We start from the raw sequence: 17,695 nt of genomic DNA, 5'->3' as shown, positions 1-17,695 counted from the left end.
TCCTCGGCGATCTTCGCCTGCTCCGGCGTGACGACGTCCATGATCACGCCGCCCTTGAGCTGCTCGGCCATGCCACGCTTCACACGCGCGGTGCCGGTCTCGGGAGCCTGGTTCTCGGTGGTGGACACGGGTGACCTCACTGATGGGGAAGAGGGTTTCTGCACCCCAGAGGAAACGTGAAGGGACCAGGCCACAGCAAGGGCCAATGGAAAGTCGGTGGATCGTTTTCCTGGGAAAGCAGCGCGCGAACCCCCTCAGGCGGCCCGCTCCACCAGGGCCGCGGGCGGCTCGTCGTCCATTTCGAAGGCCAGCGGGAACGGGGCGTGGCCGGCCAGCCGGAACCAGCGAACCTTGCGGTGCTCACGCAGCCGGCGGGCGGCCCCCACGGCGTCGTTGTGGAAGCGGCGGGCCATCGGGACCCTGCGCACCGCCTCGGCCAGCTCACGGGCCGCCTCCTCGCCTCCCGGGGCCTCCCGGACGGCCTCCACCTGCGCGGAGTCCTCGAACACCGCGCGCAGGGCCTGGCTCAGCTCGCTCTCGGCGACCTCCCGCTGCTCCTCCTCGGACTGCCGGGCGGCGTGCGCGGCCTCGTACAGCACGATCGAGGCCGCCGGGTCCAGTACGCCCGAGGTCGCGAGCTCCTGGGCGACGGACGCGCGCCGCAGCAGCTGCGCGTCGAGCGCGGCCCGGGCGGCGTCCATGCGGACGTGCAGCCGGTCCAGTCGCCCGGCCGTCCAGCTCAGGTACACGCCGATCGCCACGAGTGCGACGAGGATCCAGATGAGGGTTGCGGTCACGGCGGAAGGCTATCGGCCGGTGGTGGCGCCCCGCGGGTCAGTCCCGGGCCAGCCCGAAGCGGGCCCGCACCCCGGTCGTGCGCTCGTCCGCGCCGACCGCCGCCGCGCCGGCCGTCACCGTCTCGTAGACGGACAGGATGTCCGCGCCGACCGTCGACCAGTCGAACCGCCGCACGTGCGTGCTGCCGCGTTCGCGCAGCTCGGCCCGCCGCTCCGGGTCGGCCAGCAGCCGTACCGCCGCATCGGCGAGCGCGTCCGCGTCTTCGTTGGCGAAGACCTCGCCGGCCTTGCCCTGGTCCAGGACCTGCACGAAGGCGTCGAGGTCGGAGGCGAGCACGGGGGCGCCCGCCGACATGGCCTCGACCAGGATGATGCCGAAGCTCTCGCCGCCGGTGTTGGGCGCGACGTACAGGTCGACGCTGCGCAGCAGGCGTGCCTTGTCCTCGTCGCTGACCATGCCGAGGAACTCCACGCGGGAGCGCAGCTCCTCGGGCAGGTCCTCGACGGCGGCCTCCTCGTCGCCGCGGCCCGCGACCAGCAGCCGGGCCCCCGGCCGGGCGGCCATGATCTTCGGCAGCGCCCGCATGAGGACGGGCAGGCCCTTGCGGGGCTCGTCGATGCGGCCGATGAAGCCGATGGTGTCCCCCTGCCACTGCGGCCTGGGCTCGGCCTCGGCGAAGAAGTCCACGTCGACCCCGTTGGGGATGACCACCGCGTCCCCGCCCAGGTGCTCGACCAGGGTGCGGCGGGCGTACTCGCTGACCGCGATGCGGGCGCTGATCTTCTCCAGGGCGGCCTGGAGGATCGCGTACGCGGCGATCATGGCGCGCGAGCGCGGGTTGGAGGTGTGGAAGGTCGCCACGATGGGGCCCTGCGCGGCCCAGCAGGTCAGCAGGCCCAGCGAGGGCGAGGTCGGCTCGTGGATGTGGACGACGTCGAAGCCGCCCTCGTGCAGCCAGCGCCGGACCCGCGCGGCGGACAGGAAGCCGAAGTTCAGACGGGCCACCGAGCCGTTGTAGGGCACCGGGACCGCGCGGCCGGCCGAGACGACGTACGGCGGCAGCGGGGTGTCGTCGTCGGCGGGCGCGAGCACGGAGACGTCGTGGCCGAGCCGGATGAAGTACTCGGCGAGGTCGCGGATGTGGAACTGGACGCCACCGGGCACGTCCCAGGAGTACGGGCAGACGATCCCGATTCTCACGAGGGTCCCTTCGCGGGGTCGAGGTCGGCGAGCCACAGCCGCTGGAGCATGTGCCAGTCCTCCGGATGGTCGGCGATCCCGGTGGCGAAGGCGTCGGCCAGCGCCTGTGTCATCACAGACGTCTTCTCGGCCCGGGTACCTGACCCGGGCACCTCGACCGGGGCGTGCACCCGGCCCTTCATGACGGGCGAGTCGTCGTACCAGAGGGTGACGGGCAGCAGCAGGGCGCCGGTCTGCTGCGCGAGCAGGGCCGGACCGGCGGGCATCCGGGCCCGCTCACCGAAGAAGTCGACCTCGACGCCGGAGGCGGACAGGTCCCGGTCGGCGACCAGGCAGACCAGGCCGCCCTCGCGCAGCCGCCGGGCCAGGGTGCCGAAGGCGGAGCCGCCGCTGTGCGGCAGGACCTCCATGCCGAGGCCCTCGCGGTAGGCGACGAACCGGTCGTAGAGCGTCTCGGGCTTCAGCCGCTCGGCGACCGTCGTGAACGGCGTCTGCAGCTTGGTGGTGACCCAGGCCCCGGCCAGGTCCCAGTTGGCCAGGTGCGGCAGGGCCAGGATCACGCCCTGGCCGGAGGCGAGCCCGTCGGTCAGGAAGTGGATGTCCTTGGGGTCGAAGCCCGTCTTCACGCGCTCGGCGCTCCAGGCCGGCAGCCTGAAGGACTCCATCCAGTAGCGCAGGTACGAGCGCATGCCCGCCCGCGAGAGCTCGGCGAGGCGCTCGGGGCCGGCGCCGGGCACCACGCGCGCGTAGTTGGCCTCCAGGCGCTGCACACCCTTGCCGCGCCGCTTCCAGGCGAGGTCGGCGATGCCGCGGCCGAGGCGGACCGCGACGGGTTCGGGCAGCTTCTTGACGGTGCTCCAGCCGAGGCCGTAGAGCGCGTCGGTGAGCCGGTCGGCGGTGGTCACTTCGTCGCCTCGCTCCCCCGCGACGCGTCGTCCCGCGCGGCCGCGGCCTCCGCCTCCGCGGACTCGCGGCGCACGGTGACCACGCGCTGGACGAGCGTGACGAGACTGCCGGCGGCGACGATCCACAGGGCGACCGGCAGCAGCCACTGGATGCCCGGCACACCGAACTTGTGCAGGCCGGCGAAGCCCGCGGCGACCAGCGAGATCACCAGCCGCTCGGCGCGCTCGACGAGCCCGTTGACGGCGACCGGCAGCCCGATGGACTCGCCGCGCGCCTTGGTGTACGACACGACCTGGCCGCTGGCCAGGCAGAAGATGGAGACGGCGCACAGGGCGTTGTTGTCGCCGTTGCCCGCGTACCAGAGCGCGAAGCCGCCGAAGATGGCGCCGTCGGCGACCCGGTCCAGGGTGGAGTCCAGGAAGGCGCCCCAGCGGCTGGAGCGGCCCAGCTGGCGGGCCATGTTGCCGTCGACCAGGTCGGAGAAGACGAACAGCGTGATCACGACCGTGCCCCAGAAGAACTCGCCCATGGGGTAGAAGACCAGCGCGCCCGCCACCACACCGGCGGTGCCGATGAGCGTCACCGTGTCGGGGCTCACGCCCCGCCGGATGAGAAACGCGGCGAACGGTGTGAGGACACGCGTGAAGAATGCACGCGCGTACTTGTTCAGCATGGCCTTCCCGACGGTCGGTGTCGCCGCGGCCCCTGGTGGTCGCCGGCTGGCCCATCGTAGCCACGCGCGCGTGTGCGTGACGGGCGGGCACCCACAGGCCGTGCCGGGAACCGGTGCGCGCCCCTGTGCGCGGGGCGCACGTGGCGCGATCGGGTCCGTCGTATGGACGCAACGTGACGGGAGTGGAAAGCTCGAAGGACCGCGGGCGTCGCCGGAGCCGCCGCAGCACGCGGGTCCGCACGTCCGCCCCCAGTGACCTCACCGTGTACGGGAGGCAGGATCATGGGCGACAAGACACAGACACACCCCGGGGCCGCCGGCAGGGCTCTGGCGGCCGACCAACCCGCGTCCGTACGGAATGTGGTGCTGGTCGGCCACTCCGGATCGGGCAAGACGACCTTGGTGGAGGCCCTCGCGCTGACCGCGGGGGCGGTGAACCGGGCGGGCCGCGTCGAAGACGGCGGCACCGTCTCGGACTACGACGAGATCGAGCACCGGCAGCAACGCTCCGTACAGCTCTCCCTGGTGCCGGTCGAATGGGACGGCATCAAGATCAACCTCCTCGACACCCCCGGGTACGCGGACTTCGTCGGGGAACTGAGGGCCGGTCTGCGCGCGGCGGACGCGGCCCTCTTCGTCGTCTCGGCCTCGGACGGCGTGGACGGCTCGACCAGGATGGTGTGGGAGGAGTGCGCGGCCGTCGGCATGCCCCGGGCGATCGTGATCACGCACCTGGAGGCGGCGCGCGCGGACTTCGAGGAGATGACCCGGGTCTGCGCGGAGGCCTTCGGCGGCGACGACCCCGACGCGGTGCTGCCGCTGTACCTGCCATTGCGCGGGCCGGAAGGCCCTGACGGCCACGCGCCCGTGACCGGTCTCGTCGGGCTGCTGTCGCAGAAGCTGTTCGACTACTCGGCCGGGGAGCGCAAGGAGTCCGAGCCCGGCGAGGACCAGCTGCCGGACATCGAGGAGGCCCGCAACCGGCTCATCGAGGGGATCATCGCGGAGAGCGAGGACGAGACCCTCATGGACCGCTACCTCGGCGGTGAGCAGGTCGACGTCAAGACCCTGATCCAGGACCTGGAGCGGGCCGTGGCGCGCGGCAGCTTCTTCCCCGTCCTCGCGGCCGCCCCGGCCGGGGAGGGCGCACGGCAGGGTCTCGGCACCGTGGAGCTGCTGGAGCTGGTCACCGGCGGGTTCCCGACCCCGTTCGAGCACCCGATGCCCGGGGTCACCACGATCGACGGCAAGCAGCGCGAGCTGAAGCCGTGCGACACCGACGGCCCGCTGGTCGCCGAGGTCGTCAAGACCTCCTCCGACCCCTACGTCGGCCGGATCTCGCTGGTCCGGGTGTTCTCCGGCACGCTGCGCCCCGACCGGACGGTGCACGTCTCCGGGCACGGCATGACCGACCGGGGCCACGAGGACCACGACGTCGACGAGAAGGTCGGCGCGCTGTCCATGTCGTTCGGCAAACAGCAGCGGCCGGTCACGCACGCGGTCGCCGGCGACCTGGTGTGCGTGGCCAAGCTGGGCCGCGCGGAGACCGGGGACACCCTCTCGGCGAAGGAGGACCCGCTCCTGATGGAGCCCTGGCAGATGCCCGACCCGCTGCTGCCGCTCGCCATCCAGGCGCACAGCAAGGCCGACGAGGACAAGCTCTCCCAGGGCCTGTCCCGGCTGGTCGCCGAGGACCCGACGATGCGCCTGGAGCAGAACCAGGACACCCACCAGGTGGTCCTGTGGTGCCTGGGCGAGGCGCACGCGGACGTCGCCCTGGAACGGCTGCGCAGCCGCTACGGCGTCCAGGTCGACGTGGTGCCGCACCGGGTCTCGCTCCGCGAGACGTTCGCGACGAGGGCGGCCGGGCGCGGACGGCACGTGAAGCAGTCCGGCGGGCACGGCCAGTACGCGATCTGCGAGATCGAGGTGGAGCCGCTGCCGGGCGGTTCGGGCATCGAGTTCGTGGACAAGGTGGTCGGCGGCGCGGTGCCCCGGCAGTTCATCCCGTCCGTGGAGAAGGGCGTGCGGGCACAGGCCGCCAAGGGGGTGGCCGCCGGGTATCCGCTCGTGGACGTGCGGATCACGCTCCTGGACGGCAAGGCCCACTCGGTGGACTCCTCCGACGCCGCTTTCCAGACCGCGGGCGCGCTCGCGCTGCGCGAGGCCGCGACGGACGCCCGGATCCATCTGCTGGAGCCGGTCGCCGAGGTGACCGTGCTGGTCGGCGACGACTACGTGGGCGCCGTGATGAGCGACCTGTCGGGCCGGCGCGGCCGGCTGCTCGGCACCGAACAGGTCGGCTCCGGGCGGACCCTGATCCGCGCCGAGGTGCCCGAGTTCGAGATCGGACGGTACTCGGTCGACCTGCGCTCGCTGTCGCACGGCACGGCCCGCTTCGACCGGGCCTACGCCCGGCACGAGCCGATGCCCCCGCAGATCGCCGAACGCATTCGCGAACAGGCCGGGGACAACCCCTAGTTCCGCCGCTCCCGGGCGGGCGGCTTCGGCCGTCCGCCCGCGCACTGTCGGTGACGGCGGATACGCTGATCACCTGATCACGTCGTGCCGCAGCCGTCCGGTATCGGCACGACGACCGGTCCAACAGGTGTGCGGAGCAGGGAAGTCGGGAAGGCCGCAGGAGCGACGCGGGCGGCGATGGGGGCGGGAATGTCGTTTGGAACGGAGTGGGACGGGCCCCAGGTGCCCGTCTCGGGCGACGAGGGGCAGGCGGCGACCTCCGCGCTGGCGTCCGCCGCGTACCGGGACAACCCGATCGTGGAGATCAAGAAGGCCGACAACGAGTGGCACCAGTCCACCGTCAAGGCCGGCAAGATCGCCCTGTTCCGGCCCAACCTCGGTGAGGCGTTCGCCCGGGCCGTCGTCGACCGCATGCTCTCCCCCGGCCGCAAACCCCTCATCCAGTCCTTCGGCTCCGAGCCGCAGTTCGTGGTGGAGCACTGCATGGCGGCCAACAACATCCGCCGTGAGCGGGACAACCGCCTGACCATGGTGACGGTCCTGTGCGGCCTGCTCTTCCTGCCCGGACTCATCGTCTGGCTGCTCGTCTTCCAGCTGCGCACCTTCGTCGCCAAGCGGGACGACAAGCGGGCCGGGACGCTGGCCAGTGCCCTGCTCCTCGGCGTCGGCGTGCTCGCCGCGCTGTTCCTGATCAAGATGCCGTTCACCGGTTTCTGGGCCTGGTACGCGCGCGGGGCCGTGGTGCTGCCCGTGCTGGGCTGGTTCTGGGCCAAGCGGGTCTGCGAGCGGGCCGCGGTCGATCTGCGGGCCCGCTGGGACGGCCTGCTCTCGGGCACCAGCGTCGGCGCCAAGGTCCCCGAGGCCGTACCGCGCGGCCCCAACCAGACGGCGGCCGAGCAGCTGCGCCAGTCGCTGGCGCGGCTCAGCGCCGAACAGCAGTCCAACTCGGTCTTCTACGCCGGGCCCAAGGGCATACTCGGCATGGGCACCCGCTGGGGCTCCTGGCAGCTCGCCGAGGATCTGGTGCCCGCCGACCCCACCCGCGAGATCCACCCCTTCCGCAGCTGGGACGTCATCCGCGCGATCCACGACCAGCTCGCCCTGCTGGAGCGCGGCCCGCTGAACACCGGCGGCTTCCCCAAGCCGTCGATACGGCACTGGATCGTCACGCCGATCGGCGAGAAGGCCGGGGCCGTGTCCCGGCCGGAGGGCACCGACGTGGAGGCTTTCCAGGTCAAACCGCACGCCATACAGGAGATCTGCAACAAGCAGCAGTTCGGCAGCGGTGACCGGCACTACCTGGGCGTGCAGTGGACGCTGTGGGACGGGCAGCTGGTCATCACCATGCTGATCACGGTGACCGTGCTGCACGAGACGTTGCGCATCGAGGTCACGGGGCATGCGCTGGGGCCGGTGAACCCGCTGTTCACCACCAAGCCGGAGGCGCCGACCAAGGAGGTCTCCAAGTCCCTCAAGCCCTGGGAGACCCGCACGGTCAAGCTGCCCCTGGTCGGCACCGACGAGGTGGTGCGCCTCGCCGCGCGCGCCCCGCTGACCTGGTACCCGCCGCTGCTCAACTGGCTCGGCGGCTCGATCGCCCTGCCGGAGCCGTTCGGTCTGCGGCACGCGTGGGCCGACCAGCCGTGGCGGCACCGCTTCATGGCCGACGACGCGCTGCGCGCGGCCACGCCGGTGCTGCGGGTGGTGCACTCGTCCGCGATCCGGGTCCTCAAGGAGAACGGGGTGGACACGGAGAAGTTCGGCACCCGCTCCTCGTTCCTCAGCGGCGCGGTGCAGGACCCGACGCCGAGGAAGGCGGATCTGTACGACGCGTGAGGGGCGCCCCGAGCCGGGGGCGCCCGCCCGGGACCGTCACGCGGACCAGGCCTCGGCCAGCATCTTCCTCGTGTCGGCCAGGAGCTGCGGCAGCACCCTGGTGTGGCCGACGACCGGCATGAAGTTCGTGTCGCCGCCCCAGCGGGGGACGATGTGCTGGTGCAGGTGGGCGGCGATGCCGGCGCCCGCCACGGAGCCCTGGTTCATGCCGATGTTGAACCCCTGTGCGCCGGAGGCGGTGCGCAGGGCGGTCATCGCCTGCTTGGTCAGCTCGGCCAGTTCGGTGGTCTCCGCGGCGGTCAGGTCGGTGTAGTCGGCCACGTGCCGGTACGGCACGGTCATCAGATGGCCGCCGTTGTACGGGTAGAGGTTGAGGACCGCGTACACGTGCTCGCCGCGCCGGACGATCAGTCCGTCCTCGTCGGACTTGGCCGGTATCGAGCAGAAGGGGCAGCCGTCGTCGGCCCCCGGGCCGGTCGGCTTGTTCTCACCCTGGATGTAGGCCATCCGGTGGGGCGTCCACAGGCGCTGGAACGCGTCCTGCGTCCCCACTCCGATCTGCTGCTCCGGCTCACTCGTCATGCTAGGCAGCATATGGCTTGGCGCCCCCGTACAGGGCAGGGCCCCCGGCGCGAGGAACTCGCCGGGGGCCCTGCCGTGCGGTCGGCGCTCAGTCCCTGACCGTCACCGCTCAGACCTGGACCCGGTCCGCCACGACCTGCGCGATCTTCGCGATGGCCTCGTCGAACGGGATGCCGTTCTCCTGGGAGCCGTCGCGGTAGCGGAAGGACACCGAAGCGTTCGACATGTCCTCGTCGCCCGCGATGACCATGAAGGGCACCTTCTGCTTCTGGGCGTTGCGGATCTTCTTCTGCATGCGGTCCGAGGAGGAGTCCACCTCGACGCGCAGGCCCTGCTTCTTCGCCGCGGCGGCGAACTTCTCCAGGTACTCCACGTGCGCGTCGCCGATCGGGATGCCGAGCGCCTGCACCGGGGCCAGCCAGGCCGGGAAGGCCCCCGCGTAGTGCTCCAGCAGGACGGCGAAGAAGCGCTCGATGGAGCCGAACAGCGCGCGGTGGATCATGACCGGGCGCTGCTTGGAGCCGTCGGGGCCGGTGTACTCCAGGTTGAAGCGCTCGGGCAGGTTGAAGTCGAGCTGGATGGTCGACATCTGCCAGGTGCGGCCGATCGCGTCCTTGGTCTGGACGGAGATCTTCGGACCGTAGAAGGCGGCGCCGCCCGGATCCGGGACGAGGGGCAGGCCCTGCTTCTCGGCGACCTGGCGCAGCGTCTCGGTCGCCTCCTCCCAGACCTCGTCGGAGCCGACGAACTTCTCCGGGTCCTTGGTGGACAGCTCCAGGTAGAAGTCGGTCAGGCCGTAGTCGCGCAGCAGGCCGAGGACGAAGGTGAGCGTCTTGTCCAGTTCCTCGGACATCTGCTCACGGGTGCAGTAGATGTGCGCGTCGTCCTGGGTGAAGCCGCGGGCACGGGTCAGGCCGTGCACGACGCCGGACTTCTCGTACCGGTACACGGTCCCGAACTCGAAGAGGCGCAGCGGCAGTTCGCGGTAGGAGCGGCCGCGCGCGTCGAAGATCAGGTTGTGCATCGGGCAGTTCATGGGCTTGAGGTAGTAGTCCACGCCCTCGTCGAGCTGCATGGGCGGGTACATGCCGTCGGCGTACCAGTCCAGGTGCCCGGACGTCTCGAAGAGCTTCCCCTTCGTCGCGTGCGGGGTGTAGACGAACTCGTAGCCCTCCTCCTCGTGGCGGCGCCGCGAGTAGTCCTCCATGACCCGGCGGACGATGCCGCCCTTGGGGTGGAAGACGGCGAGGCCGGAGCCGATCTGCTCCGGGATGGAGAAGAGGTCCAGCTCGGAGCCGAGCTTGCGGTGGTCGCGCTTCTCGGCCTCGGCCAGGAAGTCCAGGTACGCCTTCAGCTCGTCCTTGGACGGCCAGGCGGTGCCGTAGATGCGCTGGAGCATGGGGTTCTTCTCGCTGCCGCGCCAGTAGGCGGCCGCGTTGCGCATCAGCTTGAACGCCGGGATGAGGCGGGTCGAGGGCAGGTGCGGACCCCGGCAGAGGTCCTTCCAGCACAGCTCGCCGGTCTTGGCGTCCAGGTTGTCGTAGATCGTCAGCTCGCCGGCGCCGACCTCGACGTCCGCGCCGTCGTCGTGCGACGCGGAGCCCTTGAGGCCGATCAGCTCCAGCTTGTACGGCTCGGCGGCTAGCTCCTCGCGGGCGGCGGCGTCGGTGACGACGCGGCGGGCGAACTTCTGCCCGCGCTTCTGGATCTCCTGCATCTTCTTCTCGATGGCCTTGAGATCCTCGGGCGTGAACGGCTTCTCGACGTCGAAGTCGTAGTAGAAGCCGTCCTTGACGGGCGGGCCGATGCCCAGCTTGGCCTCGGGGAACAGCTCCTGCACGGCCTGCGCCATGACGTGCGCGGTGGAGTGGCGCAGGATGTTCAGGCCGTCCTGGGACGAGATCTCGACACCCTCGACCTCATCGCCCTCGGCGAGCTCGTACGCGAGGTCCTTCAGCTCGCCGCTCACGCGCGCGGCCACGATCGAGCGCTCGCCCGCGAAGAGGTCGGCGGCCGTAGTGCCCGTCGTCACCACACGTTCTTCCCGCTCGGAATCGCGTTGGATGATCACACGGACGTCTGACACCGGTCTCTCCTGACTGAAGGTGGGGTGCGGCGCCATACCAGGAGCGCGCGCACAGGCGATCGTACCGACCCGACGGCTCCGACCGCGAAACGGTAACCCTCCGTCCCCGTCCCCCTACACCTTCAGTCCTCGTCGCCGTACGCCTCCTCGCAGGCCTCCTCGAAGAAGTCGAGGTTCTCCTGCAGGGACTTCATCAGCCGGTCCCGCTCGGCCTCGTCGACCTGCACGGGGACGACCCCGGAGGCGCCGGTGAGCCTGCGGAAGCCGCCCCGGCGCTCCAGCCTGCCGTGCACGCGCACGGGCAGGCCGACGAGGTGGGCGTGGCCGGCGATGCGGTAGTCCTCCTCGTCCAGGGTGACGCGCACGTGCGGGACCTCGGCGCCGGCGAGCACGCGCAGGCGCACGGTGCCCTCGCCGCCGGGGCCCGACCTGCGCATGCGGACGACGGCGCCGGTGACCCGGACCGGCACGGAGGGCTCCTCGTGCAGGTAGCGGACCGCGGCCTCCCGCAGGAAGGGAAGGTCGCCGGGCGAGAACTCGACGGGTTCGGCGGAGGGCGCGCAGCCCTCGGGGACGCCGGCGCCGGGTGCCCAGGCGACGGCGACGCGGGCGCCCTCGGTGCCCCGCACCAGCGCGCTGAGCGCCTCGGTCAGCTCGCGGCTGACGCCGGCCTCGACGGCCCCGTCGAAGGCGTCCATGCCCCCGGTGGCCCGCCGGTAGTCGATGGCCTCGCGGACGGCGTACAGGGCCTGGTGGAGGCGGACGGCGAGCGGGCGGCCGGTGGGCACGGGCACGAACGCGGTGAGCCGCCAGCCCTCGGCGGCGGGACCGACGAGGACGTCCTCGGTCAGCGCGGCGGCGGACCGGCGGTGCCGGGCGCCGTAGTAGCCGGCACGCGCGCGGGTGGCGAGCGCGGCGGCGAGCAGCATCCGCCGGGCGGCCCCGCGCAGTTGCTCGTCCCGGACCCAGGGCGCGGCGCCGACCGGACCGCTCGGGGTGTCGCGCCACCAGCGGATCTCGTCGCTGGGCACGGCGAGGGAGATCAGCACCTCGCGGGCGGCGGGGGTGTCGTTGCGGGCGAGCGCGTCGAGGGCCTCGCCGAGCAGGTCGTCGCTGTCGGGGAAGGCGCGGCTCTCCGGCACCAGCAGGCTGGTGCCGCCGCCCGGACCCGGTGGGGTCCAGCGGCCGTAGCGCCCGGGGGCTCCGCCGCGCCGCTGCCAGCCGTGCCGGCGCAGCAGGGCGCCGAGCACGGCGGGGTCGACCTCGGCGGGCCCGGGCGGCCGGTTCCAGGGCAGTTCGTCGGGGTGCGGCCGGACCTGGCGCACCGGCTCCTCGTACGGACGGCTCCTCATGGCCTGCCTCCCGTCCCGACCCGCGTCATGATCTCGCACAGCGCCCGGTCGTCGAAGATGCGCGAGGTCGGTATCCGCACGGTGGTCCGGTGCCGGCCGGTGACCGGCTGCCCGGCCAGGTTGACCCAGTAGCAGCAGTGCCTGAGGTCGAGCCGGTCGTGGCTGGCGCGCAGCCAGTCGTCCTGGGAGCGCGGGACCAGCATGACGACCAGGATCTTGTGCACCGAGACGGGCGTGCGGGCGAGCTTGCGCAGGTGGTCGTTGTCGAGGGTGAAGGAGAAGGAGCGGCCCGGCGGGCTGGGCGCGACCTGGTAGGTGCACTTCAGCTGCACCTTGATCGTGACCTCGTCGTCGACGGTGTGTCCGGGCGCGCTGTGGCTGACGTGCCAGTCGATGCCGTTGTCCGGGAAGGGCTGGGACAGCGAGCAGCCGGCCGCGGCGGCGACCGCGTGCAGGTAGCCGACCTGCAGTGTCTCCATGCAGGCGGTGGTGGCGAGCGTGCCGCGAAGAGGGCCCGTGCGATCGGGCAGCAGCCCGCCCCGCTCGGGCTGCGCTATGGCCATGACCAACAGCCTTCCAAGCCAAGAGTTTCCCCGCTGCGGGCTGCTGAACTGCAAAGACCCGCACTCCTGTTGTGTCCTTCCGGCGTACGGCGCAAACGGCCCGGGTATCACCAAACAGGCAGAAGACGGAACGTCACCTGCCGAAGGTGAACGAGGAGTTGGGTTGGGATGACGACCTGGTACGAGGGGCCGCTGGCCGCCTTCGACACGGAGACGACGGGCGTGGACGTCGAGACCGACCGGATCGTGTCGGCCGCCGTCGCCGTCCAGGATGCGCCGGGGACCCGGCCGCGGATCACCCGCTGGCTGGTGAACCCGGGCGTGCCGGTGCCCGAGGGCGCGACCGCGGTGCACGGTCTGACGGACGAGCACCTGCAGCACAACGGGCGCTGGCCGGCGCCGGTGGTGTACGAGATAGCCGAGCACCTCGCGGAGCACGCGGCGATGGGCCGCCCGCTGGTGGTGATGAACGCACCGTTCGATCTGACGCTGCTGGACCGGGAGTTGCGCCGGCACCGGGCGTCCTCGCTGGACCGCTGGTTCGAGTCGGTGCCGCTCAGGGTGCTGGACCCGCGGGTGCTCGACAAGCATCTGGACCGCTACCGCAAGGGCCGGCGCACGCTGACCGACCTGTGCGCGCACTACGGCGTGACGCTGGAGGGCGCGCACGACGCGGGTGCGGACGCGCTGGCCGCCCTGGAGGTCGTACGGGCGCTGGGCCGCCGGTTCGCGACCCGCCTGGAGCGCCTCTCGCCGGCCGAGTTGCACACGCTTCAGACCAACTGGCACGCGGCGCAGGCCCGCGGGCTCCAGGCCTGGTTCGCGCGCAGCGGCTCGGCGGAGATCGTCTCCACGGACTGGCCGCTGCGGCCGGAGCTGCCCGCGGCGGCGTAGGGACCGGGGGCGCCTGCCTCGACAGGCGCCCGGTGTCACGGGGCCGGCGTCACCAGGGGCCTCCACCCCGGCCCGATGCCGGTGGGGCCGGCGTCACCAAGAGCCTCCGCCCCCGCCACCGCCGCCCCCTCCGACAAGAGGCGGTCATCGGGCCGAGGGCGTAGCCGCAGGTGAAGGCCGCGGTGGCCGTGGAGCCGCGCCGGGCGGCGACGGTGGAGTCGGCGACGGCCCTGTCCCAGGCGTACGCCGCGTCCAGGGCCACCGCCCACGCGGTGTACAGCTCCATGCGGTCCGCATCGAGGGGCTCGTCGTCGCCCTGGCGGGCGGCCGGGTCCAGGAGGTGGCGCCGCAACGCCTCGGTCTGGAGCCACAGTTCGGTGCCGCGGGGGGTGCGGGCGTGCAGTTCCCAGGAGCGCAGCCACAGCGCGAGGCCGGCGCCGACGGCGATCGCGCCCGCGAGGAGCACCGGCCCGCCCGCCGCTTGGCGACCGCCGCCGAGCCAGGCTCCGACGGCCGTCGTGACGAAGCCGAGCAGGGTGACGCCGATACCGACGGCGCGTCCGGTGCGGGCGAGGCGCGCCGCGGTGGCGTCCCACAGGCCGCTGTTCTGAGGCGTCTTCGGCCCCTCGTCAGGGTCCGGACCGCCCTGGTTCTCGCGCTGTTCCCGGTCCTCACGGACATCGCCCCCTCGTGTCGCGGGAGCCTCCGCGGCCCCCGCGAAGATCGGCAGCGTATCCCGGTGCCAGGGGAACAAGAAGAGCCGGTCCGCGCGATGCGGACCGGCTCTTTGCCCGGTGGGCGATACTGGGTTCGAACCAGTGACCTCTTCGGTGTGAACGAAGCGCTCTCCCACTGAGCTAATCGCCCGGGAACGCACTGAACAATACAGGCCCCGGCACGGTTCCTTCAAACCGCTTCCAGGTGACGCAGCAGCCCGCGCCGTCCGGCCCGCATCATCAGCCCGTGGTTGGCGCGGAAGAGCGGGCGTCCAGGCACAGCGAGCCGCCTGAGCAGCGGCTTGAGCACGTCGACCTCCTGGTCGTAGCGGGCCAGGGTGCCACGGCCGCGGGGGGCGACCGTCCAGCGCGCCCAGCCCTCGATGTCTCCGGACATGACGACCTCCAGGATCCCGGCGGCAGGCTCGCGGCGGGTCTCCCGTGCGGTGAAGGTCATGGCGTAGGGCAGTACGGACCGGATGGTGAGCACGCCGGTGGAGTCGTCGAGCCGGGTGACCGAGCGCACCTGCGGCCACCAGAGCGGATATTCCTCGGCCCGCTCGAGCGCCGCGTACACGGCGGCCGGCGGGACGGGCAGGGACCACTCGGTGCGGAAGCGGTAGTGCGTCCAGTCCATGGGCAGAGTGTGCCCGGGCCGAGCGGCCGGTCTGAGTACGCGTACTCATGTGCCGTGCCGTGACCCGGGCCACACTCGGCGGGGGGAGCGCCACCGCCCGTGCGCCGGTGCTCCCCCACCCCATCCGCTGTCGTGATCGGCCGTCAGGTCCGTGGAGGGCCCGCCCGGGTGCGGCCGGAGCGCCGCGCCGCCACGAACGAACCGGAATTCCGAGCCACTCGCTTCCGGCCTCGGTGGCGGCGCCCGCCCGGAAGTGATGCGGACTCAGATTAGCTGTCCGCAGGCGAGTTGAGACCGAACGGAATTCCTCTCTTGTCGTACTTCCTGAGAAACCGGAAGGCATTCCGGTAAAACGTCCGGGGATTTCGCATGCGCCGGTACGCACGAGTTGCCGAGGCCCGGTGAGATGGCGATCGCCGACCGCGGATCGGGGCTCCGATCGGCCGGCCCGGCCGGTGCGCGCCCCACGGCCGGATACCGCCGCTCGACCGCCTCGTTCCGTCACCGCGGAAACGGGCCGGTCGGCCGCCCCGCGCACCGCTCCGCCACCGCGGCGAACCGACTCGGCGCGGGCTGCGCGATCCGCCCTCCCCCGCTGCCGCGGACCCGCGGAACGCCAACGGCCCACCTGCGTTCTCGCAGATGGGCCGTTGTCCGGGTGGGCGATACTGGGTTCGAACCAGTGACCTCTTCGGTGTGAACGAAGCGCTCTCCCACTGAGCTAATCGCCCGGGCGCAGGAAGAACATTACCCCATGTCAGGGGGTACCTCCGACCACGGGCCTGACGGGCGGGCGGACCTCGGGGCGTGGCTCACCGGTTCCCGATCCTCCAGGGCATGACCAGGCCGAACTTCGAGACGTAGATCGCGACCAGGACCACGACGATCACCAGGCCGATCACGGTCAGGGTGATGTTGCGGCGGCGCACCTCGGGGTCGAGGGCCCGCTCGGCGGCCTCGGTGACCTTGCGCTTGGTCCAGCGGAGCACGAGCTGGCCCCAGACGAACTCGGTCGCCCAGATCGCCATGCCGCCGAAGATCACCACCCAGCCGGGTCCCGGCAGCGGCAGCATGATCACGCCGGCGACGACGACCGCGAGACCGGCGACGAAGACGCCGACCTGCCAGCTCAGGTGCAGGAGCCGGCGCGCCTTGACGAATTCCGGCGCCCGGGAGCCGAGCCCGCGCCTGTCCTCGCGCCCGGGCCCACGGCGGGGGCCCGGCTGCTCGCCCGCTTCCGGCTCGCCCGCCGCCACGGCGCCCTCACCCGGCTCGTCACTCCCCGTATTCATACAGACAAACCCTACCGGAGTGAATCAGGTCACTGAAATGGTCGTAGATCCGGTACGAGTTCTCGGCCGGAAGAGTTACGTAAAGACACGCAAAACCCTCAGAGGGGTTTACAACGGCACCGTAGGTGGCATGTCGATTTCGCCGACGTGCGAATCCCCGAGCGCACACTGAGCGAAAGGCCCTGGCGCTTATGAACACCACGGTCAGCTGCGAGCTGCACCTGCGCCTCGTTGTGTCGAGCGAGTCCTCCCTGCCTGTCCCCGCAGGCCTGCGGTACGACACGGCCGACCCCTACGCCGTGCACGCCACCTTCCACACCGGAGCCGAGGAGACCGTCGAGTGGGTGTTCGCCCGCGACCTCCTCGCCGAAGGGCTGCACAGGCCCACCGGCACCGGCGACGTCCGCGTCTGGCCATCGCGCAGCCATGGTCAGGGCGTCGTCTGCATCGCCCTCAGCTCCCCGGAGGGGGAGGCCCTGCTGGAGGCCCCCGCGCGGGCCCTGGAGTCCTTCCTGAAGCGAACCGACGCCGCCGTGCCACCCGGCACGGAACACCGGCACTTCGATCTGGATCAGGAGCTCTCCCACATCCTGGCGGAGAGCTAGGCCGCGGCCCTTTGGAGCAGCCCGGCGCCGTCCACTCGGGGAGACGGCTCGGGCCAAGACAACCGCATAAGGCACAGGCCGGCGCCGTCACCGTGAGCGCTCACGGGACGGCTTCGGTCTGTCCGTGTGAGCACCGGGGCGTCCGGGGCCCTCCGTCGGCTTCGGGAACCGCGCGGCGCACGGAGGCGTTCTAAGGGTTGCGGCGGTCGGGCAGGGGCCGGTGCGCTGGGCGCGGTTGTCGCTACCATCGGCCAGCATCGGCGGGCGCCCGCCCGACCCTCAGGCCAGGGAGCGAAACGTGCTGATCACCCACGACACCCGGTGCGCCCTCGACACCGTGGTGGATCTGGTGAACACCGCGCCGGAGGACGAGACGGCGGCGGACGGACTGTCCGATGTCCCGGCTCTGATGGATTTCGTAGGAACGCACGAGATCAGCGATGTCGGGATGCTGTCGGAGCTCGACCTCTCGGCGGTGCGCCGGATCCGGGGACGGTTCGCGGCGATCTTCGCGGCCCCCGATGCCCGGTTCGCGGCCGGTCTGATCAACGAGCTGGTCGCCGCGGCGGGCACCACCCCCCGCCTCACCGACCACGACGGCTACGACTGGCACGTGCACTACTTCGCGCCCGGTGCCTCCGTGGCGGACCATCTCGCCGCCGACTGCGGGATGGCGCTGGCCTTCTTCGTGGTGGCCGGGGAGCAGGAGCGGCTGCGGCGCTGCGAGGCCCCGGACTGCCGGCGCGCCTTCGTGGACCTCTCCCGCAACCGCTCGCGCCGCTACTGCGACAGCCGCACCTGCGGCAACCGGCTGCACGTGGCCGCCTACCGGGCCCGGCGCAAGGAAGCCACGGGCTGAGCGGGGGACACCGGGGCGACGCCGGTCCCGGCGGGTGGCGCCGGGACGGACGTGTACGGCTCACAGCAACAGCAGGTCGTGCAGCGCAGCCATGAGCAGCAGACACCCGATCACCGCAAGGAAGATCATCAGCGGTGGCTGGGAAAGGGCGAAGAGGCATCCGCGCGGCTCGTCCTTCGGCGGCGCGGCCTCGCTCTGTTTCGTGTCCAGCATCT

17 protein-coding genes, 2 tRNA genes and 1 pseudogene are annotated in these 17,695 nt (G+C 71.8%); 5 read left to right on the top strand and 15 right to left on the bottom strand.

What is annotated here, in order from left to right:
- From ACZ7FF_RS35840 to pgsA, 5 genes and pseudogenes are all read right to left on the bottom strand, one after another.
- A pseudogene (locus ACZ7FF_RS35840) lies at positions 1 to 140 on the bottom strand (pyridoxal 5'-phosphate synthase lyase subunit PdxS); the annotation flags it as partial.
- A 114-nt stretch (positions 141 to 254) separates the two neighbouring features.
- Entirely contained in the window at positions 255 to 797 is a 543-nt protein-coding gene (locus ACZ7FF_RS35835) for a LemA family protein (protein ID WP_470817762.1), read from the bottom strand.
- Between the two features lie 37 nt (positions 798 to 834).
- Positions 835 to 1,998, bottom strand: coding sequence for a glycosyltransferase family 4 protein (locus ACZ7FF_RS35830; protein WP_470817760.1), 1,164 nt, complete (start codon positions 1,996 to 1,998; stop codon positions 835 to 837).
- Positions 1,995 to 2,903, bottom strand: coding sequence for a phosphatidylinositol mannoside acyltransferase (locus ACZ7FF_RS35825; protein WP_470817759.1), 909 nt, complete (start codon positions 2,901 to 2,903; stop codon positions 1,995 to 1,997). The genes ACZ7FF_RS35830 and ACZ7FF_RS35825 overlap by 4 nt, the downstream gene beginning before the upstream one ends.
- On the bottom strand, positions 2,900 to 3,577 hold the full coding sequence (gene pgsA / locus ACZ7FF_RS35820) for a phosphatidylinositol phosphate synthase (RefSeq protein ID WP_470817757.1): 678 nt from the start codon (positions 3,575 to 3,577) through the stop codon (positions 2,900 to 2,902). The genes ACZ7FF_RS35825 and pgsA overlap by 4 nt, the downstream gene beginning before the upstream one ends.
- Before the next feature lie 282 nt (positions 3,578 to 3,859).
- Between pgsA and ACZ7FF_RS35815 the strand changes: the two genes are divergently transcribed.
- Together ACZ7FF_RS35815 and ACZ7FF_RS35810 are read left to right on the top strand one after the other, a co-directional pair.
- Complete coding sequence (locus tag ACZ7FF_RS35815; RefSeq protein ID WP_470817755.1) at positions 3,860 to 6,058, top strand: elongation factor G-like protein EF-G2; 2,199 nt, start codon at positions 3,860 to 3,862, stop codon at positions 6,056 to 6,058.
- Between the two features lie 189 nt (positions 6,059 to 6,247).
- Positions 6,248 to 7,894 carry a hypothetical protein gene (locus ACZ7FF_RS35810; protein WP_470817753.1) on the top strand — a complete coding sequence of 549 codons (1,647 nt, stop codon included), beginning with the start codon at positions 6,248 to 6,250 and terminating at the stop codon, positions 7,892 to 7,894.
- 36 nt (positions 7,895 to 7,930) lie between these two features.
- Here ACZ7FF_RS35810 and ACZ7FF_RS35805 read toward each other — a convergent pair whose 3' ends face one another.
- The 4 genes from ACZ7FF_RS35805 to ACZ7FF_RS35790 form a co-directional block, all read right to left on the bottom strand.
- Positions 7,931 to 8,488 carry an HIT family protein gene (locus tag ACZ7FF_RS35805; protein WP_470817752.1) on the bottom strand — a complete coding sequence of 186 codons (558 nt, stop codon included), beginning with the start codon at positions 8,486 to 8,488 and terminating at the stop codon, positions 7,931 to 7,933.
- Between the two features lie 97 nt (positions 8,489 to 8,585).
- Positions 8,586 to 10,562, bottom strand: a complete 1,977-nt coding sequence (thrS, locus tag ACZ7FF_RS35800) for a threonine--tRNA ligase (protein WP_470817751.1) — start codon at positions 10,560 to 10,562, stop codon at positions 8,586 to 8,588.
- Positions 10,563 to 10,684: 122 nt separating this feature from the next.
- Positions 10,685 to 11,914, bottom strand: coding sequence for a hypothetical protein (locus tag ACZ7FF_RS35795; protein WP_470817749.1), 1,230 nt, complete (start codon positions 11,912 to 11,914; stop codon positions 10,685 to 10,687).
- Entirely contained in the window at positions 11,911 to 12,477 is a 567-nt protein-coding gene (locus ACZ7FF_RS35790) for a DUF4365 domain-containing protein (protein WP_470817747.1), read from the bottom strand. Before ACZ7FF_RS35790 ends, ACZ7FF_RS35795 begins: the two co-directional genes overlap by 4 nt.
- A 168-nt stretch (positions 12,478 to 12,645) precedes the next feature.
- Here ACZ7FF_RS35790 and ACZ7FF_RS35785 point away from each other — a divergent pair, with 168 nt between their 5' ends.
- The gene (locus ACZ7FF_RS35785) at positions 12,646 to 13,371 is read left to right on the top strand and encodes an exonuclease domain-containing protein (RefSeq protein ID WP_470817745.1); all 726 of its coding nucleotides are present in this window, start codon (positions 12,646 to 12,648) and stop codon (positions 13,369 to 13,371) included.
- A gap of 49 nt (positions 13,372 to 13,420) precedes the next feature.
- Here the strand turns inward: ACZ7FF_RS35785 and ACZ7FF_RS35780 are convergent, their stop codons facing one another.
- The 5 genes from ACZ7FF_RS35780 to ACZ7FF_RS35760 all read right to left on the bottom strand — a co-directional run bounded on the left by ACZ7FF_RS35780 (position 13,421) and on the right by ACZ7FF_RS35760 (position 16,016).
- Complete coding sequence (locus ACZ7FF_RS35780) at positions 13,421 to 14,125, bottom strand: DUF2207 family protein (protein WP_470817744.1); 705 nt, start codon at positions 14,123 to 14,125, stop codon at positions 13,421 to 13,423.
- 41 nt (positions 14,126 to 14,166) lie between these two features.
- Positions 14,167 to 14,238 (bottom strand) — tRNA-Val (locus ACZ7FF_RS35775).
- A gap of 39 nt (positions 14,239 to 14,277) precedes the next feature.
- Complete coding sequence (locus tag ACZ7FF_RS35770; protein ID WP_470817742.1) at positions 14,278 to 14,724, bottom strand: SRPBCC family protein; 447 nt, start codon at positions 14,722 to 14,724, stop codon at positions 14,278 to 14,280.
- A 659-nt stretch (positions 14,725 to 15,383) separates the two neighbouring features.
- A tRNA-Val gene (locus ACZ7FF_RS35765) sits at positions 15,384 to 15,455 on the bottom strand.
- 81 nt (positions 15,456 to 15,536) lie between these two features.
- Complete coding sequence (locus ACZ7FF_RS35760) at positions 15,537 to 16,016, bottom strand: TIGR02611 family protein (protein ID WP_470817740.1); 480 nt, start codon at positions 16,014 to 16,016, stop codon at positions 15,537 to 15,539.
- A gap of 191 nt (positions 16,017 to 16,207) precedes the next feature.
- Here ACZ7FF_RS35760 and ACZ7FF_RS35755 point away from each other — a divergent pair, with 191 nt between their 5' ends.
- Positions 16,208 to 16,621: an SsgA family sporulation/cell division regulator gene (locus ACZ7FF_RS35755; RefSeq protein WP_004002642.1), complete on the top strand. Its 414-nt coding sequence runs from the start codon at positions 16,208 to 16,210 to the stop codon at positions 16,619 to 16,621.
- A 298-nt stretch (positions 16,622 to 16,919) separates the two neighbouring features.
- Positions 16,920 to 17,480, top strand: a complete 561-nt coding sequence (locus tag ACZ7FF_RS35750; RefSeq protein ID WP_470817739.1) for a CGNR zinc finger domain-containing protein — start codon at positions 16,920 to 16,922, stop codon at positions 17,478 to 17,480.
- Positions 17,481 to 17,540: 60 nt separating this feature from the next.
- Here the strand turns inward: ACZ7FF_RS35750 and ACZ7FF_RS35745 are convergent, their stop codons facing one another.
- Complete coding sequence (locus ACZ7FF_RS35745) at positions 17,541 to 17,693, bottom strand: hypothetical protein (protein WP_358903611.1); 153 nt, start codon at positions 17,691 to 17,693, stop codon at positions 17,541 to 17,543.
- Between the last annotated feature and the right edge of the window lie 2 nt (positions 17,694 to 17,695).

This window comes from Streptomyces sp. NPDC037126, assembly GCF_055605965.1.
This window is presented reverse-complemented; position numbering and strand designations above follow the sequence as displayed.

Excerpts from the sequence above, each read along its gene's own strand:
- ACZ7FF_RS35770 (WP_470817742.1), bottom strand. The coding sequence starts at position 14,724 with ATGGACTGGACGCACTACCGCTTCCGCACCGAGTGGTCCCTGCCCGTC.
- ACZ7FF_RS35795 (WP_470817749.1), bottom strand. The coding sequence starts at position 11,914 with ATGAGGAGCCGTCCGTACGAGGAGCCGGTGCGCCAGGTCCGGCCGCAC.
- ACZ7FF_RS35785 (WP_470817745.1), top strand. The coding sequence starts at position 12,646 with ATGACGACCTGGTACGAGGGGCCGCTGGCCGCCTTCGACACGGAGACG.
- ACZ7FF_RS35745 (WP_358903611.1), bottom strand. The coding sequence starts at position 17,693 with ATGCTGGACACGAAACAGAGCGAGGCCGCGCCGCCGAAGGACGAGCCG.
- ACZ7FF_RS35810 (WP_470817753.1), top strand. The coding sequence starts at position 6,248 with ATGTCGTTTGGAACGGAGTGGGACGGGCCCCAGGTGCCCGTCTCGGGC.
- ACZ7FF_RS35815 (WP_470817755.1), top strand. The coding sequence starts at position 3,860 with ATGGGCGACAAGACACAGACACACCCCGGGGCCGCCGGCAGGGCTCTG.
- ACZ7FF_RS35755 (WP_004002642.1), top strand. The coding sequence starts at position 16,208 with ATGAACACCACGGTCAGCTGCGAGCTGCACCTGCGCCTCGTTGTGTCG.
- pgsA (WP_470817757.1), bottom strand. The coding sequence starts at position 3,577 with ATGCTGAACAAGTACGCGCGTGCATTCTTCACGCGTGTCCTCACACCG.
- ACZ7FF_RS35805 (WP_470817752.1), bottom strand. The coding sequence starts at position 8,488 with ATGCTGCCTAGCATGACGAGTGAGCCGGAGCAGCAGATCGGAGTGGGG.
- ACZ7FF_RS35790 (WP_470817747.1), bottom strand. The coding sequence starts at position 12,477 with ATGGCCATAGCGCAGCCCGAGCGGGGCGGGCTGCTGCCCGATCGCACG.
- ACZ7FF_RS35760 (WP_470817740.1), bottom strand. The coding sequence starts at position 16,016 with ATGAATACGGGGAGTGACGAGCCGGGTGAGGGCGCCGTGGCGGCGGGC.